14 protein-coding genes are annotated in these 15,433 nt (G+C 67.4%); 12 read left to right on the top strand and 2 right to left on the bottom strand.

The features are described 5' to 3' along the window. Positions 1-97 precede the first annotated feature (97 nt). The 8 genes from AC23D4_RS16750 (at position 98) to lhpI (ending at position 8,635) form a co-directional block, all read left to right on the top strand. The gene (locus tag AC23D4_RS16750) at positions 98-3,019 is read left to right on the top strand and encodes a molybdopterin oxidoreductase family protein (RefSeq protein WP_472886717.1); all 2,922 of its coding nucleotides are present in this window, start codon (positions 98-100) and stop codon (positions 3,017-3,019) included. Further along, positions 3,016-3,744: a sulfite dehydrogenase subunit SoeB gene (soeB, locus tag AC23D4_RS16745; protein ID WP_472886716.1), complete on the top strand. Its 729-nt coding sequence runs from the start codon at positions 3,016-3,018 to the stop codon at positions 3,742-3,744. Before AC23D4_RS16750 ends, soeB begins: the two co-directional genes overlap by 4 nt. Positions 3,745-3,763: 19 nt before the next feature. After that, positions 3,764-4,705 (top strand): dimethyl sulfoxide reductase anchor subunit family protein, encoded by a 942-nt coding sequence (locus AC23D4_RS16740; protein WP_472886715.1) that lies wholly within the window; start codon positions 3,764-3,766, stop codon positions 4,703-4,705. 39 nt (positions 4,706-4,744) lie between these two features. Then, complete coding sequence (locus tag AC23D4_RS16735; protein ID WP_487623635.1) at positions 4,745-5,683, top strand: sulfite exporter TauE/SafE family protein; 939 nt, start codon at positions 4,745-4,747, stop codon at positions 5,681-5,683. A 13-nt stretch (positions 5,684-5,696) separates the two neighbouring features. After that, entirely contained in the window at positions 5,697-6,125 is a 429-nt protein-coding gene (locus tag AC23D4_RS16730; protein ID WP_472886713.1) for a hypothetical protein, read from the top strand. A gap of 2 nt (positions 6,126-6,127) precedes the next feature. Next, positions 6,128-6,949 (top strand): universal stress protein, encoded by an 822-nt coding sequence (locus tag AC23D4_RS16725; protein WP_472886712.1) that lies wholly within the window; start codon positions 6,128-6,130, stop codon positions 6,947-6,949. Between the two features lie 19 nt (positions 6,950-6,968). Beyond that, positions 6,969-7,595, top strand: a complete 627-nt coding sequence (locus tag AC23D4_RS16720; RefSeq protein WP_472886711.1) for a Rieske 2Fe-2S domain-containing protein — start codon at positions 6,969-6,971, stop codon at positions 7,593-7,595. A gap of 77 nt (positions 7,596-7,672) precedes the next feature. Continuing rightward, complete coding sequence (lhpI, locus tag AC23D4_RS16715) at positions 7,673-8,635, top strand: bifunctional Delta(1)-pyrroline-2-carboxylate/Delta(1)-piperideine-2-carboxylate reductase (protein ID WP_472886710.1); 963 nt, start codon at positions 7,673-7,675, stop codon at positions 8,633-8,635. 44 nt (positions 8,636-8,679) lie between these two features. On the opposite strand, the gene AC23D4_RS16710 is transcribed toward lhpI, so the two are convergent. Continuing rightward, a complete protein-coding gene (locus AC23D4_RS16710; RefSeq protein ID WP_472886709.1) occupies positions 8,680-9,183 on the bottom strand; it encodes a MarR family winged helix-turn-helix transcriptional regulator in 504 nt (167 codons plus the stop codon). A gap of 120 nt (positions 9,184-9,303) precedes the next feature. Between AC23D4_RS16710 and AC23D4_RS16705 the strand changes: the two genes are divergently transcribed. From AC23D4_RS16705 to AC23D4_RS16690, 4 genes are all read left to right on the top strand, one after another. Then, on the top strand, positions 9,304-10,263 hold the full coding sequence (locus tag AC23D4_RS16705) for a Bug family tripartite tricarboxylate transporter substrate binding protein (protein ID WP_472886708.1): 960 nt from the start codon (positions 9,304-9,306) through the stop codon (positions 10,261-10,263). 8 nt (positions 10,264-10,271) lie between these two features. Next, on the top strand, positions 10,272-11,258 hold the full coding sequence (locus AC23D4_RS16700) for a Bug family tripartite tricarboxylate transporter substrate binding protein (protein ID WP_472886707.1): 987 nt from the start codon (positions 10,272-10,274) through the stop codon (positions 11,256-11,258). A 6-nt stretch (positions 11,259-11,264) separates the two neighbouring features. Beyond that, positions 11,265-12,590, top strand: a complete 1,326-nt coding sequence (locus AC23D4_RS16695; protein ID WP_472886706.1) for a sulfatase family protein — start codon at positions 11,265-11,267, stop codon at positions 12,588-12,590. 154 nt (positions 12,591-12,744) lie between these two features. After that, the gene (locus AC23D4_RS16690; RefSeq protein ID WP_472886705.1) at positions 12,745-14,397 is read left to right on the top strand and encodes a SulP family inorganic anion transporter; all 1,653 of its coding nucleotides are present in this window, start codon (positions 12,745-12,747) and stop codon (positions 14,395-14,397) included. An 8-nt stretch (positions 14,398-14,405) separates the two neighbouring features. On the opposite strand, the gene AC23D4_RS16685 is transcribed toward AC23D4_RS16690, so the two are convergent. After that, entirely contained in the window at positions 14,406-15,395 is a 990-nt protein-coding gene (locus tag AC23D4_RS16685; protein ID WP_472886704.1) for a 3'-5' exonuclease, read from the bottom strand. Positions 15,396-15,433: the final 38 nt, after the last annotated feature.

Here is a 15,433-nt window from a genome sequence, read left to right as displayed (position 1 = left end):
CCCCCTGTCTTTAATAAGACCCTACTGACAGTCCGGCCTGTGCGAAGCGAGGGTGGACGGTTTGCATGGCTTCATCTTTAGCAAAAACACCCCACGCATGTCTGCCACGCCGCTTCACGACCCCTGCAGCCCCCCACTGGCGGGAGCCACCACCGAGACGCGCAACACCACCTGTTACATGTGCGCCTGCCGCTGCGGCATCCGGGTGCACCTGCGCAACGGCGAGGTGCGCTACATCGAGGGCAATCCCGAGCACCCGCTGAACCAGGGCGTGATCTGCGCCAAAGGTTCGTCGGGCATCATGAAGCAGTACTCGCCGGCCCGTCTCACCAAGCCGCTGCTGCGCAAGCCCGGCAGCGAACGCGGCGACGGCGAGTTTGTCGAGATCGAGTGGGAAGCCGCCTTCTCGATGCTGGAGCAGCGGCTGCAGAAGATCCGCTCCACCGACCCCAAGCAGTTCGCCCTGTTCACCGGGCGCGACCAGATGCAGGCCCTGACCGGCCTGTTTGCGCGCCAGTTCGGCACCCCCAACTACGCGGCGCACGGCGGCTTCTGCTCGGTCAACATGGCCGCCGGCATGATCTACACCATCGGCGGATCCTTCTGGGAGTTCGGCGGCCCGGACCTGGAGCGCGCCAAGCTGTTCGTGATGATCGGCACGGCCGAAGACCACCACTCCAACCCGATGAAGATGGCGCTGTCGAAGTTCAAGCGCAACGGCGGGCGCTTTGTGTCGATCAACCCGGTGCGCACCGGCTATTCCGCCATCGCCGACGAGTGGGTGCCCATCAAACCCGGCACCGACGGCGCCCTGTTGCTGGCGCTGATCCACGAACTCATCAAGCTCGGCCTGTACGACCGCGAGTTCCTGGCCCGCTACACCAACGCCGGTCAGCTGGTGAACCAGGACGCGGCCAGCGACGACTTCGGCATGTTCCTGCGCAAGGCCGACGGCGACACCGTGAACCCGCTGCGGCCGGCCAACTTCCACTGGTGGGACCGGCTCACCGACAGCCCGGTCGCCGATCACGCCGAGGGCGCAGACCCGGCGTTGCTGGGGCACTTCAAGATGCCCGACGGCACCGCCGCCGTGCCATCTTTCCAGCTGCTGCAGGAGCGCGTGAAGGTCTACACCCCCGAGTGGGCCGAGGGCATCACCGGCATCCCGGCAGAAACCATCCGGCGCCTGGCCCACGAGATGGGCATCACCGCGCGCGACCAGAAGATCGAGCTGCCGATCGCCTGGACCGACAGCTGGGGAAAACGCCACCCCTCGGTCAAGGGCAACCCGGTGGCCTTTCACGCGATGCGCGGGCTGGCGGCGCACTCCAACGGATTCCAGACCATCCGCTCGCTGGCGATCCTGATGTCGCTGCTGGGCACCATCGACCGCCCGGGTGGCTTCCGGCACAAGGCACCGTATCCGCGCGCCGTGCCGCCCAATGCCCGCCCGCCCAAGGGACCGCAGGCCGTCAAGCCCGACACGCCGCTCGATGGCGCGCCGCTGGGCTGGCCCGAGAGCCCGGACGACCTGTTCGTGGACGCCCAGGGCCAGCCGGTGCGGATCGACAAGGGCTTCTCCTGGGAACACCCGCTGTCGGCCCACGGCCTGATGCACAACGTCATCACCAACGCCTGGCGCGGTGACCCGTACCCGATCGACACCTTGCTGATCTTCATGGCGAACATGGCGTGGAACTCCACCATGAACACCGCCGAAGTGCGCAAGATGCTGAACGACAAGCACACCGAGGGCGAACACAGCGGGGAATACAGGATCCCGTTCCTGGTGGTCTGCGATGCCTTCCAGTCGGAGATGACGGCCTTTGCCGACCTCGTGCTGCCCGACACCACCTACCTGGAGCGGCACGATTGCATGTCCATGCTGGACCGCCCGATCTCCGAGTTCGACGGCCCGGTGGACGCGGTGCGCATCCCGGTGGTGCCGCCCAAGGGCGACTGCAAACCCTTCCAGGAAGTGCTGGTCGAACTGGCCGGCCGCCTCAAGTTGCCCGCATTCACGCAGGCCGACGGCAACCGCAAGTTCCGCAACTACCCGGACTTCATCGTCAACTACGAAACCGCGCCCGGCTCGGGCATCGGCTTCCTCGCGGGCTGGCGGGGCAAGGCGGGCGAGAAGTCGATGCGGGGCGAGCCCAATCCGAAACAGTGGGAGATGTACGAGAAGAACAACTGCGTCTTCCACTACCAGATGCCACCCGAACACCAGTACATGCGCAACTGGAACCGGGGCTACATGGAGTGGGCACAGCAGATGGGCCTGCGACGCGACAAGGATCCGATCGTCATCCACATCTACTCCGAATTCCTGCAAGGCTTCCGGCGCGCGGCCCAGGGCAAGCGCCCTGGCAAGCAGCCGCCTGAGCACCTGCGCAAACGCGTCGAGACCTACTTCGACCCGCTGCCGTTCTACTACGTGCCACTGGAAGAGCAGGCCACCGACACCGTCAAATACCCGCTCAACGCCATCACCCAGCGCCCGATGGCGATGTACCACTCCTGGGACTCGCAGAACGCCTGGCTGCGCCAGATCCACACGCACAACTACCTGTTCGTCAATCCCAAAACCGCCAGCGCCGAAGGCATCGCCGATGGCGGCTGGATGTGGGTGGAGTCGCCCTGGGGCAAGGTGCGCTGCATGTGCCGCTATTCGGAGGCCGTGGAGCCCGGCACGGTCTGGACCTGGAACGCCATCGGCAAGTCCGCCGGCGCCTGGAATCTGACGCCGGACGCCAACGAATCGCAGCGCGGATTTTTGCTCAACCACCTGATCTCGGAAGAGCTGCCCCCATCCAGCGCCGGAGCATCCCTGTCCAACTCGGACCCGATCACCGGACAGGCCGCCTGGTACGACGTGCGCGTGCGCATCTACAAGGCACAGGCCGATGAGCCCGAGCACAGCTGGCCGCAGTTCAAGGCCGTGCCCAGAGCGCCTGGGGTCGAGGCGGCCCCTGCCCGCTGGCAGGCCTGGTTTGCCGGCAAGGGGGGACGCAAATGACCCAGCTGGCCTTGGTGATCGACCTCAACGTGTGCGTGGGCTGCCACGCCTGCGTGACGAGTTGCAAACAGTGGAACACCTCGGGCACGGCCGGTGCGCTGACCGACCTGAATCCCTATGGGGCCGACCCGAACGGCACCTTCTTCAACCGGGTGCAGACCTTCGAAGTGGGCGAGTTTCCCATCACGCAGACGGTGCACTTCCCCAAGTCGTGCCTGCACTGCGAAGACCCGCCCTGCGTGCCGGTCTGCCCCACCGGTGCGAGCTACAAGCGTGCCGAAGACGGCATCGTGCTGGTCGACTACGACAAATGCATCGGCTGCAAGTACTGCACCTGGGCCTGCCCCTACGGCGCGCGCGAGTTCGATGAAGAGCGCAAGGTCATGACCAAGTGCACCCTGTGTGTGGACCGCGTCACCGACCAGGCCCTGCCCGAGCGCGAGCGCAAGCCGGCCTGCGTGCTGGCCTGTCCGTCCAACGCACGCCTGTTTGGCGACGTGCACGACCCGGCGTCCGTGGTTTCCCAGGCCATCGCCGAGCGCGGGGGCTACCAGCTCATGCCCGAATGGGGCACCCGCCCGGCCAACCACTACCTGCCCCGGCGCAAGACGGAGATGCGGATCCATGCCGAAGATCTGGAGCGCGTGGACAACCCGCTGAAGATCGACAGCCGACCCGCCGACGCCGCCCACCGCGACCCGGGACACGAAGATTTCGCCACCTGAACCGCAGACACCCCACACCATGAGACCCGCTTTTTCGGTCATTTTCCTGACGACGCTGATCGGTGCCGCGCAAGGGCTGTTTTTTGCGCTGTACGGCGCCGAGCTGACGCTCCTGTCCGAAACCGACGCCGCCGCCGGCCGGCAGTTCCTGTTCCTGGGCAGTCTGGTGGCGTTGGTGCTGACGGGGCTGGGGCTGATCGCCTCGTTCTTCCACCTGGGTCGCCCCGAGCGCGCCTGGCGCTCGGCCGCCATGTGGCGCACATCCTGGCTGTCGCGCGAGGTGATTGCCCTGCCCTTCTTCATGCTGGGGCTGTTGGTGTACGGCAGCGCCCAGTATCTGGGCTGGACCCAGACCGTGCTGATCGGCGCGCTGACCGCCCTGCTCAGCCTGGCGCTGTTCGTCTGTACCGCGATGATCTACGCCTCGGTCCGCTTCCTGCAGGAGTGGGCCAGCCCGCTGACCTTGTTGAACTACCTGCTGCTGGGTTGTGCTTCGGGCCTCACCCTGGCCACGCTGCTCGCGGCCCTGCTGGGCATGCCCGACCTGGTGCCCCCCTACGCGATCGCGGCCATTGGATTGACGCTGCTGGCCGCGGTCTCACGCGGCGCCTCGCTGGTGCGCAACGCCCGACTCAAACCCAAATCGTCCTTGCAAAGCGCCATCGGCATCAAGCACCCGCGCATCGTGCAAAAGGCGCAGGGCTTCATGGGTGGCTCGTTCAACACACGGGAGTTCTTCCACGGCCAGAGCGCGACCTTGCTGCGCTCGGTGAAATGGGTCTTCCTGCTGCTGGTGTTTCCCTTGCCACTGCTGTGTCTGGCGCTGGCCCTGTCCAGCGCATCCACGGCCTGGCTGCTGGCGGCCTTTGCCCTGCAGTACCTGGGCTTGCTGGCCGAGCGCTGGTACTTTTTTGCGCAGGCGAACCACCCGCAAAACCTGTACTACCAGACCATTTCCTGAATGCGGTCCACCATGCCCCGGTTGACCCCTGCGTCGTTGATGCCCGTTTTGAAAGCCTGCGTGGCCTGGGGCTGGTTGTTCATGCTGCCCGACCTCGCGTTCGCCGGCGACAGCGTGGTGCCCGGGAGTGCGATGCCGTGGTGGTTCTGGCCACTGGCCCTGTTCGTCACCTGCTTCCTCATCGGCATCGTGGCGGTGCCCGCCGGCATCGGCGGCGGCACGCTGTTCGTGCCCATCATCGGCGGCTTCTTTCCCTTCCATCTCGATTTTGTGCGCGGCGCCGGTCTGCTGGTAGCGCTGGCGAGTGCCCTGGCCGCCGGGCCCTTCCTGCTTCGGGGCGGCCTGGCCAGCCTGCGCCTGGCGCTGCCGCTGGCCTTGCTGGCCTGCATGAGTTCCATTGCCGGCGCGCTGCTGGGCCTGGCCCTGCCTGCCGCGGCGATCCAGACCGCCCTGGGTGTGATCGTGCTGGGCATCGTGGCGCTGATGCTGGTGTCCAAAAAATCGGAGTTTCCTCACGTGCCGCAACCGGACCGCCTGTCGTCCGCCCTGGGCATTCACGGCGTGTTCATCGACGGCGCATCGGGGCGCTCCATCGACTGGCAGGTCCACCGCACGCCCATGGGGCTGGTCCTGTTCCTGGTCATCGGCGTCATGGCCGGGATGTTCGGCATCGGCGCGGGCTGGGCCAATGTGCCGGCGCTCAACCTGTTGATGGGTGCACCCCTCAAGGTGTCCGCGGGCACATCGGGACTGGTGCTGTCGCTGGTGGACTCGTCCGCCGCCTGGGTCTACCTGAACCGGGGTGCGGTGCTGCCGATGATCGCCGTGCCGTCGGTGGTGGGCATGATGCTGGGTGCGCGCCTGGGCGCCCGGTTGCTGCATGTGCTCAAAGCGTCGATCATCCGCCGGATGGTCATTGCCCTGCTGCTGTTTGCGGGCATCCGGGCCCTGCTCAAGGGTCTGGGCATCTGGGCCTGAAAGCGACCTCGCCATGAACACCCCACCACCCACGAACGCCCAGCAACAACAAGCCGAGGCCGCGCGCTACGCCTGGATTCTCGACTGGGGCACACGCCTCGGCGTCGCGGCGCTGTTCCTCAGTTTTGTGGCCTACCTGACCGGGCTGTTGCCGCCTCATGTCCCGCTGGAGGATCTCCCCGGCCTGTGGAACCTGCCAGTGGGTGAATTCCTGCAGCGCACCGACACGCCCACAGGCTGGGGCTGGCTGGCGCTGGCCCACAAGGGCGACATGGCCAACCTCGTCGGCATTGCCCTGCTGGCGGGCTGCTCGCTGGCGCCCTTGCTGGGCCTGATTCCGCTGTACCTGAAGCGGCGCGATCACGCCTACGCCGCGATCTGCCTTCTGGTGGCGGCGGTGATCCTGCTGGCCGCTTCCGGTGTGCTGACGGGAGGGCACTGAGCATGGGCCATCTCTTCACCCGCCTGCTGCTGGCCACCGAACACACGGCCTACGACACCGGCGCCGAAAGCGTGGCCTTCGGCATGGCCACGCGCTGCCAGCTGCCGCTGCAAACGGTCATGCCCCTGGTCAGCAACCCGGAGTACGAGGCCCTGGCCCCCCAGATCGCGGCCCGCGCCGAGAGCGAGGCGGCGATGCGCATTGCCGATCTGCGCGAACTCGCCGGCGCCGCCGGCGTGACGATCGATCTGCGCCTGCGCCGCGGGGAGGAGCCCTACCAGGAGATCGTGCAGGAAGCCCGGGAACAGGCCAGCGACCTGATCATCATCCGCCGGCGCGGCAAGCGCAGCTTCCTGGCCAATTTGCTGGTGGGCGAGATGGTCAGCAAGGTGGTGGCACACGCGCCCTGCCATGTGCTGATCGTGCCGCGCGGTGCCCGCATGTGGAGCCAGCGCGTGCTGGTGGCCGCCGAGCCCAGCCCGCAAGGGCGCCAGGTGTTCGCCGTCGGGGTCGCGGTGGCGGCCCAGTGCAGCCTGCCGCTGCATCTGGTGACCGTGGTCCCCACGGAAGGCATGCGTCCCCAGGCCGATGCCTTCATCACGGAAATGCTGGCGCTCGCCGGGCAGGGTGGCGTGGACGCCCGGGGCGAGGTGCGCTGTGGCAAGCCCTTCACCGAAATTCTGGCCTCGGCGTCCGAGAGCCGGTCCGACCTGATCGTCATGGGCAGCCGGGACGACGGCCGCATTGGCCGCGCCCTGGTGGGCGGCGTGGCGCAGAAGGTGATGGGCCTGACCGAGCACCCGGTGCTGGTTCTGCATTGTTGACAACCGAAAGCAATTGACCATGAGTGACGCACTGAACTACCTGCTCAAGGCCCGGCCCGACGCGCTGAGCCACTACTTCGCCTTCCTCAAGGACGCGGGCAAACACCTCGACCCCAAGACCCGGAACCTGATCTCGGTCATCACCAAGGTCGATGCACAGACCGAACGCGGCTTCAAGCAGTACCTGGGCCGTGCGCTGCGCGAGGGCTGCACCCCCATGGAGGTGCTGGACGCGCTGCTGATGGCCTTTCCCACGCTGGGGCTGGCCAAGATCGTCTGGGCGGTGGACATCATCCTGGCAATGAACATCCCCGAGTTCGATCCGGAGGTTCTCACCCAGACCGCCCGGTGGCACGACGTGATGGACAGCGCCGAGATGGAAGATGGCGCGGTGGTCCGCACGGAATGCGACGGCCGGGGTCTGTTCGTCTACCGGGACCAGCAGTCCTACAACGTGTTCGACAGCCGCTGCCCGCACCAGAGCACCGACATTCCCGAGCTGGCCCTCCAGGACGGCACCCTGACCTGTCCCAAGCACCAGTGGGAGTTCGATGCCCACAGCGGTGCCTGCATCAAGAAGGGCAACAGCCCGCTCAAGCGCTTCGAGTCCAGGGTGGTCGAGGGGCGGATCCACGCGCACTGGTAGCAAGCGCCCACCCGCACAGAGGCGGGTGCACGCAGGCCGGACCTCGAACGGGGTCGGGCAGGCGCTACCATCGGATGATGCAAGTTTATGAAGCGAACGCCACCCGTGCTGCCCTGCCCTTTGACCGACTGATCGCCGCGCTGCGCGAGCGTTTCGCGGGCGGTTGCGAAGTGCCGGCCCGCCACGTCCACGAAATCACCAGCCCTGCGGGCGAAGGCGGTGGCGACCTCGCCAGCCGGCGCATGACCTCGCTGATCATGCCCGCCTGGCTGCCAGGGAAGTACTACGGCGTGAAGATCGTCAACATCGTGCCCGGCAACGCCAAGCGCGGCCTGCCCGGCCTGCACAGCAGCTACCTGCTGTTCGACGCGCGCACCGGCGTGCCTCTGGCGCAGATTGACGGCGACGAAATCACGCAACGCCGCACGGCGGCAGCCTCGGCGCTGGCGGCGTCTTACCTGGCGCGCACCGATGCCAAGCACCTGCTGGTGGTGGGTGCGGGCCGGGTCGCGCAACTGCTGCCCGCCGCCTACCGCGCGGTGCGACCGATCGAACGCGTGACGGTGTGGGCGCGGCGCCCTGGCGAGGCGCAGGCCATGGCTGCGCAGGTGCGCGAGGCGGGTCTGCCCGCCTTTGCCAGCACCGATCTGGCGGCCGCCTGCGGCGAGGCCGACATCGTGAGTTGCGCGACGCTGTCCAACGAACCGCTGGTGCGCGGCACCTGGCTCGCCCCCGGCTCGCACCTGGACCTGATCGGCGGTTTCACGCCCGCCATGCGCGAGGCCGACGACGCCTGCTTCGAGGGCGCGCGCCTGTTCGTCGACACCGACGAGGCGCTGCAGAAAAGCGGCGACCTGCTGGTGCCGATGCAGCACGGCGTGTTGCGTGCCGACGATGTGCGCGGCACGCTGACCACGCTGGCCAAGGGCGTGGCCACCGGGCGCAAGAACGAGCAGGAACGCACGGTGTTCAAGTCGGTCGGCACGGCGCTGGAAGACCTGGCCGCGGCGGTGCTGGTCTACGAATCGTCGCGGGACTGAGCCGGGACTGAGCGCCACAGCGGGCGCAGGCCCTGGGCGAAACCTCAGTCGCCACCGTCCGGCGGCGGCAGCCGGACCTTCGACGCCGCCAGCATGCGGCCGGCCTGCGCCTGCAGGGCATTCACCACCTCGTCGAGCTGCTGGCGCTGCAGGGCCGAGAGACCGGACACCAGTTCGCGGTTGATCGCCATCACACGCGGCAGGATCTGGGCGTACATGTGCCGGCCTTCGTCGGTCAGGAACACGTGCACCTCGCGCCGGTCCGACGGGCGTGGCTGACGCGTGATCAGCTTCTTCGCCACCAGCGAGGTCAGCGCGCGCGAGGTGCGGGCGCGGTCCAGCATGGCGTGCTCGGCCAGCACGGAAGACAACACACCTTCGTGTTCGTTCAGCACCGACAGCACGCGCCACTCGCGCCGCGTGATGCCGAACTCGCTCTCGCACAGCTGCACCACCAGCCGACCAGCGGTGCTCTGGATGCGGTGTAGCCGGTACAGCAGCAGATCGCCCTGTCGTTGCGGATCGCTGACCCGGTCGGGAAGGTGCATGGTCACAGTCTCAGGGAAAACACCGGGAACGATTGATTTCTGCAATTGATTGTGAATGCCTAGCATCCGGGATTCCAGCGGGGAAACACCCGTTTGATGCACATCAATCAGGAGACCAGCATGCAACGACGCAAGTTCACAGCCATCACACTGGCCACGGCCGCACTGGCCCTCCCCGCCTTCGCGCAGACCCCGGCGGCGCCGCTGAAGATCGTCGTCGGCTTCCCGCCCGGCGGTTCGGCCGATTTGCTGGCCCGGCTGATGGCCGAGGGGCTGAAGAACGACTTTTCATCGGTCATCGTGGAAAACAAGCCCGGCGCGGGCGGCCGTATCGCGCTGAGCACGGTCAAGCGCGCACCGGCCGACGGCCAGACCGTGGTGCTGCTGCCCAGCGGGCCGATGGTGCTGTTCCCGCACGTCTACAAGAAGCTGGACTACGACGCCGTGGCGGACTTCACCCCGATCTCGCTGCTGGCGCATTTCCAGTTCAGCGTGGTGGCCGGGCCGTCGGCGGGCGTGAAGAACGTGGCCGAGATGCTGGCCAAGGCCAAGGCGGCGCCGGGCAAGAGCACCTACGGCACACCCGGCCAGGGCACGCTGCCGCACTTCATGGGTGTGATGTTCGGCCAGAAGGCGGGCGCCGAGCTGACGCACGTGCCCTTCCAGGGCGGTGGCCCGGCCAACACGGCGCTGCTGGGTGGCCACATCGACTACAAGTTCGACGTGGTGACCGAGACCGCCGAGCTGCACCGCGCGGGCAAGGTGCGCATCATCGCCGTGACCGGCGCGCAGCGCGACCCGCAGGTGCCCGAGGTGCCCACGCTCAAGGAACAGGGCGTGGACATGGTGGCCACCGCCTGGTTCGCCATGTACGGCCCGGCCGGCCTGAAGCCCGAGGTGCGCGACAGGCTGAGTGCCGCCGTCGCCAGGGCCGTGCGCACGCCCGCGCTGAAGGCCAAGCTGCTGGAGCAGGGTTACGAACCGGTGGGCTCCACGCCCGCCGAGCTGGCCGCTGCCCAGAAAACCGATCTGCAACGCTGGGAAGGCCCGATCAAGGCCACCGGCATCCAACTGGACTGAACATGCCCATGAAAACCTCGAACCTCTCACGCCGCACCACCCTCGCCGCCCTGGCCCTGAGCGCCGCTCTGGGCGCGGTCCTGAACACCGCCCACGCGCAGGACGCCTACCCGGCCAAGCCGGTGAAGTTCATCAACAACTTCCCGCCCGGCGGTCCGGCCGACATCCTGGCGCGCTCGGTGGCGGCCACGCTGCAGGAAACGCTCAAGCAGCCCTTCGTGGTGGAAAACAAGGCCGGTGCGGCCGGCAACATCGGCGCCGACCAGGTGGCCAAGAGCCCGGCCGATGGCTACACGGTGCTGTTCGGCATCGACACCACCTTCACCATCAACCCGCACCTGTACCCGGCCATGCCGTTCAAGCCCACCGACCTCAAGCCGGTGGTGATCATGGCGTCGTCGGGCCTGCTGCTGGGCGTGAACCCGCGCACCGGCATCAAGAGTTTTGGCGACCTGCTGAGCCAGGGGCGAAGCAAGAGCCTGAATTTCAGCTCGGCCGGCAACGGCAGCCCGGGCCACCTGGCCGCGGCGATGCTGGGCAACAGCACGCCGATCAAGACCACGCACATCCCCTACCGCGGCAACACGCCGGCCGTGACGGCCGTGCTGAGCGGCGAGGTGGACGGTGGCATCCTGGCCACGCCGGGCATGCTGCCGCACGTGCAGAGCGGCAAGATCACCGCGCTGGCCGTCACGAGTGCGCGACGTTCCCGGCTGGCGCCCCAGTTGCCCACCGTGGCCGAGCTGGGTCTCAAGAGCCTGGAGCAGGAAGTGCTGTACCTGGTGATGGTGCCGGCGGCCACGCCCGACGCGGTGGTTCAGGCCCTGGCCAAGGGCATCACCGAGGCGCTGCAGCGCCCCGACGCGAAGGAGCGCCTGGTCAAGCTGGACCTGTTCTACGAAGGCCTGACCGGCGCCGCCGCTGCCCAGCGCCTGGCCGATCTGTCGGCGCGCTACGGCCAGGTGGTGCGCGCCACCGGCATCACATCGAATTGACCCTCCATGAGCCGCCCCAACATCATCTACATCGTCAGCGATGACCTGGGCTACGCCGACCTCGGCTGCTACGGCGGCCGCGAAGGGCCGGACGGCCCGGTCTCGCCGAACATCGACGCGCTCGCCGCCGGTGGCCTGAAGCTCACCGAGGGTTACGCCAACTCGCCGGTGTGTTCGCCCACGCGCTTTGCCATGATCACCATGCGCTACCAGTACCGCTTGCGCGGCGCGCTGGAAGAGCCCATCAACAGCCGCAGCAAGGGCAGCGCCACGCTGGGCCTGCCGCCCGAGATGCCCACCCTGCCTTCGCTGCTGAAAGATGCGGGCTACCGCACCGCGCTGGTTGGCAAATGGCACCTGGGCTATCCGCCGCACTTCGGCCCGCTGCGCTCGGGCTACGAAGAATTTTTCGGCATCATGGCCGGCGGCGTGGACTACTTCACCCACTGCTCGTCCAGCGGCGACCACGACCTCTACATCGGTGAAGACACCCACAAGGAGGTCGGCTACCTGACCGACGTGTTCTCGAACAAGGCGGTCGAGCATGTGAAGGCGCGTGCGGCCGATGCCCGCGCGGGCACGCCCTTCTTCCTGAGCCTGCACTACACCGCGCCGCACTGGCCCTGGGAAACGCGCGACGACGCGCACGTGGCGCCCGAGGTGGCGAAGAACCTGTTCCACCTGGACGGCGGCAGCGTGAACGCCTACCGCCGCATGATCCACCACATGGACGAAGGCATCGGCTGGATCACGGCCGCATTGCGCGAAGAAGGCCTGCTGGAGAACACGCTGATCGTCTTCACCAGCGACAACGGCGGCGAACGCTTTTCCGACAACTGGCCGCTGGTGGGTGGCAAGATGGACCTGACCGAAGGTGGCATCCGCGTGCCCTGGGTTGCGCACTGGCCCGCGGCCATCCCCGCCGGCAGCGTGAGCGAACAGCACGCCATGACCATGGACTGGTCCGCCACCCTGCTCGCGCTCGGTGGCGGCCAGCCGCACCCCGATTACCCGCTCGACGGCGTGTCGCTCGAAGCCCTGCTGCGCGATCCGGCGCAGCGTTTCGAGCGGCCCATGCACTGGCGCATGAACCACCGCGGCCAGCGCGCGCTGCGCGAAGGCGACTGGAAGTACCTGATGGTGGATGGTCACGAATACCTGTTCAACATCCCGGCCGACGCACGTGAGCGCGCCAACCTGGCGAAACGCGAGCCGCAGCGCCTGGCCGACATGCGTGAACAGTGGCTGGCCTGGGACGCGACCATGCCGCCGATTCCACCCGATGCCACGGTGAGCCTGGGCTACGGGGTCAAGGACATGCCAGCGAGGTAGGCGCCCCCCGCAGCGGCTGCGCCGCTAGACCCCTCAGGGGCCATGCGAGTGGACCGGCAAGGCCGGTTCCACCGCATTCCGGTTCTGGGCATTTCGCGCCGGTGAGACTGCTGCCGCTGACACGTACCATTCGTGCCATCGCCAATAATTGCCCATGTCCCGCCTGCACCGCATCTTTCCTTTTCTGAACTGGCCGCGTCCCGATGCCGCCCTGCTGCGCAGCGAAGCGCTGGCCGGGCTGACGGTGGGGCTGATGGTGATTCCGCAAGGCGTGGCCTACGCGGCGCTGGCCGGCATGCCGCTGGTCACGGGCATTTACGCATCGATGCTGCCGGCGCTGGTGGCGGTGTTGTTCAGCGCCTCGGTGCGGCTGTCGGTCGGTCCCACGGCACTGACCTGTCTGCTGGTGAGTGCCTCGCTCACGGGCCTGGCCGAACCGGGCAGCGCGCGGTGGATCGAACTGGCCGTCTGGCTGGCGCTGCTCTCGGGTTTGCTGCAGATTGTGCTGGGTTTCGCGCGTTTTGGCTGGTTGCTCAATCTGGTGAATTCCCCGGTGCTGATGGCGTTCACGCAGGGCGCTGCCATCCTGATCATCGGCTCGCAACTGCCCGCCATGCTGGGGTTCGACGCGGGCTGGGCGGTGCTGCTGTCGCCACCAGCATGGCACCTGGCCACACTGGCCTATGGCCTGGGCGCGGCGGCGGTTCTGATCGCAGCGCGGCGTTTCCGGCCGGGCTTTCCCAGCGTGCTGCTGCTGGTGGTGGGCGCCGCGGGTCTGAGCTTCTGGACGGATTTTCAGGCCTCGGGCGGCGCCGTGATCGGCGATCTGCCCCAGGGGCTTCCCGGGCTGTTTGTACCGGGCTGGCCGGGCTGGGACACGCTGGGTCAGCTGCTGCTGCCCACGCTGGTGATCACCCTGGTGAGCTTTCTGGAAACCGCATCAAGTGCCAAGGTGGACAGTGGCGAGCGCGGCCAGCGCTGGGATCAGAACCAGGACCTGATCGGACAGGGCCTGGCCAAGCTGGCTTCAGGGCTGGTGGGTGCGTTTCCCACCAGTTCGTCGTTTTCGCGTTCGGCGCTGAATCTGTACGCTGGCGCGCGCACCGGCTGGGCCACGGTGTTCTCGGTGCTGGTGGTGCTGCTCACGCTGTTGCTGCTGACGCGGCTGCTGGCCTATGTGCCGCTGGCGGTGCTGGCGGCGATCGTGGTCGTGGCGGTGGCCGGCCTGATCCGGCCGCGCGCCTTCTTGAAGCTGTGGCGGCTCTCGCGGGTGGAAGCGGTCACGGCAGCGCTGACATTTGCCATCACGGTTCTGTCCGCGCCACGCCTCTACTGGGGCGTGCTCGCGGGCATGCTGATGGCGCTGTCGCACTTTCTCTACCTGCGACTGCACCCACGCATCATCGAAGTGGGCCTGCACACCGACGGCAGCCTGCGTGACCGCCACCTCTGGCAACTGCCGCCGCTGAACGAGCACACCTACGCGCTGCGCATGGACGCGGCGCTGGACTTCGCCACCGTCAACGGCTTCGAACTGGCCATCACGCAACACCTCACCCAGCAACCGCAGACACGCCACGTGATGCTGTTCGCGCACCCGATCAACTGGATCGACGCCACCGGCGTGGAGGCCTTCGGCCGCCTGCGCACGCAGTTGACCAGCCAGGGCATTGCACTGCACCTGGTGGGTCTGAAACTGCCGGTGGAGGCGCTGCTGCGCAAGGCGGGCGAACTGCCCGAAGGCGAACTGCTGCGGCTGTACCGCACCGAGGCCGAGGCGCTGCGATCGAATTGGGAGTCGGCGTGAACACGGACCTACAAGCCCTGTTCAACGGTGCGACCGGGTCTCGCTGAATAACGCACGGTGCTGTCCATCGCTTCGATGTCCAGCCGCGCGCTGCGCCGCCCATAGACCTCGGCCTTGAGCCATGCCAGCTCGGCATCCAGCAGCGTCTGGCTCGCCAGCGTGCAGTACCAGACTTTGGCGTCTGCATCCCACCGGTAGCCCCGGGCCTTCAGCTTGTCTTTGGACTCGAAGGGTGAACCCGTCGCCCGCAGCTTGAAGCTGGGCAACGAAGCGGCTGTGATCAGTTGGCTCAGGCCCGCGGTGGCGCCGGGACCAACGGGTTGGCTCAGCACCTGCAGCAAGGCATGGCAATCCACCTGGGCGCGGTGTGCGTCGTAGAACCAGCCCTGGTCGTTGGCCAGCGCACTCAACTTGGACGATCCCGAACCGGCCGCTTTCCAGTCGATGTCCATGAACGAACAGGCCCAGGATCTGGCAGCGAAGCAGGGAAAACGGGCCTCCACGAAGGGCCGGTCAAACCCGGCGTTGTGCGCCACGATCAGGTCGGCCCTCGACACCATGGCCGCGACCTGTTCGTCGTCCAGGCGCTGACCCCTGACCATGTCGTCGCTGATGCCCGTCACGGCCTGTGCCACCGGCGGAATCGGCATGCCGGGGTCTTCGAAACCTTCAAAGACCTCAACCGGCCCCCACGGCAAACCCGTGTCGGCGTCCACCTGCACCAGCAACATGGCCAGTTCGATGACCTTGTCGGTCTGATGGGAGAGCCCGGTGGTTTCGGTATCGAGCACCAGCACGCGCAGGACGGCGCCCGGCTGGCCGGGATGCGGACCGAAATCCATGCAGGGCACGAGGCGGCGCAGGACGCGGTAGTCGGCGTGCTGCTCCAGCAACCGGGCCATCTGCTCCAGATCCAGCGACTCCGGCGCGGCAACGGGGGCCGCGGCTGGCGGCTCCGTGGGCTTGGGCGGGTCAAATTCGAAACTGAATTGGGTCATCCGTGAAGGTCCCTGTTGCGTCCCGACTGGATGAACAG

This window comes from Hydrogenophaga sp. L76, from assembly GCF_057654755.1.
The sequence above is the reverse complement of the archived record's forward strand: the minus strand, read 5'-3'. Positions and strand labels throughout refer to the sequence as shown.

Bases quoted from the DNA above. Each gene is read 5' to 3' on its own strand.
- AC23D4_RS16720 (WP_472886711.1), top strand. From the start codon at position 6,969: ATGAGTGACGCACTGAACTACCTGCTCAAGGCCCGGCCCGACGCGCTG.
- AC23D4_RS16725 (WP_472886712.1), top strand. From the start codon at position 6,128: ATGGGCCATCTCTTCACCCGCCTGCTGCTGGCCACCGAACACACGGCC.
- AC23D4_RS16705 (WP_472886708.1), top strand. From the start codon at position 9,304: ATGCAACGACGCAAGTTCACAGCCATCACACTGGCCACGGCCGCACTG.
- soeB (WP_472886716.1), top strand. From the start codon at position 3,016: ATGACCCAGCTGGCCTTGGTGATCGACCTCAACGTGTGCGTGGGCTGC.
- AC23D4_RS16730 (WP_472886713.1), top strand. From the start codon at position 5,697: ATGAACACCCCACCACCCACGAACGCCCAGCAACAACAAGCCGAGGCC.
- AC23D4_RS16695 (WP_472886706.1), top strand. From the start codon at position 11,265: ATGAGCCGCCCCAACATCATCTACATCGTCAGCGATGACCTGGGCTAC.
- lhpI (WP_472886710.1), top strand. From the start codon at position 7,673: ATGCAAGTTTATGAAGCGAACGCCACCCGTGCTGCCCTGCCCTTTGAC.
- AC23D4_RS16735 (WP_487623635.1), top strand. From the start codon at position 4,745: ATGCCCGTTTTGAAAGCCTGCGTGGCCTGGGGCTGGTTGTTCATGCTG.
- AC23D4_RS16750 (WP_472886717.1), top strand. From the start codon at position 98: ATGTCTGCCACGCCGCTTCACGACCCCTGCAGCCCCCCACTGGCGGGA.
- AC23D4_RS16710 (WP_472886709.1), bottom strand. From the start codon at position 9,183: ATGCACCTTCCCGACCGGGTCAGCGATCCGCAACGACAGGGCGATCTG.
- AC23D4_RS16700 (WP_472886707.1), top strand. From the start codon at position 10,272: ATGAAAACCTCGAACCTCTCACGCCGCACCACCCTCGCCGCCCTGGCC.
- AC23D4_RS16740 (WP_472886715.1), top strand. From the start codon at position 3,764: ATGAGACCCGCTTTTTCGGTCATTTTCCTGACGACGCTGATCGGTGCC.
- AC23D4_RS16685 (WP_472886704.1), bottom strand. From the start codon at position 15,395: ATGACCCAATTCAGTTTCGAATTTGACCCGCCCAAGCCCACGGAGCCG.
- AC23D4_RS16690 (WP_472886705.1), top strand. From the start codon at position 12,745: ATGTCCCGCCTGCACCGCATCTTTCCTTTTCTGAACTGGCCGCGTCCC.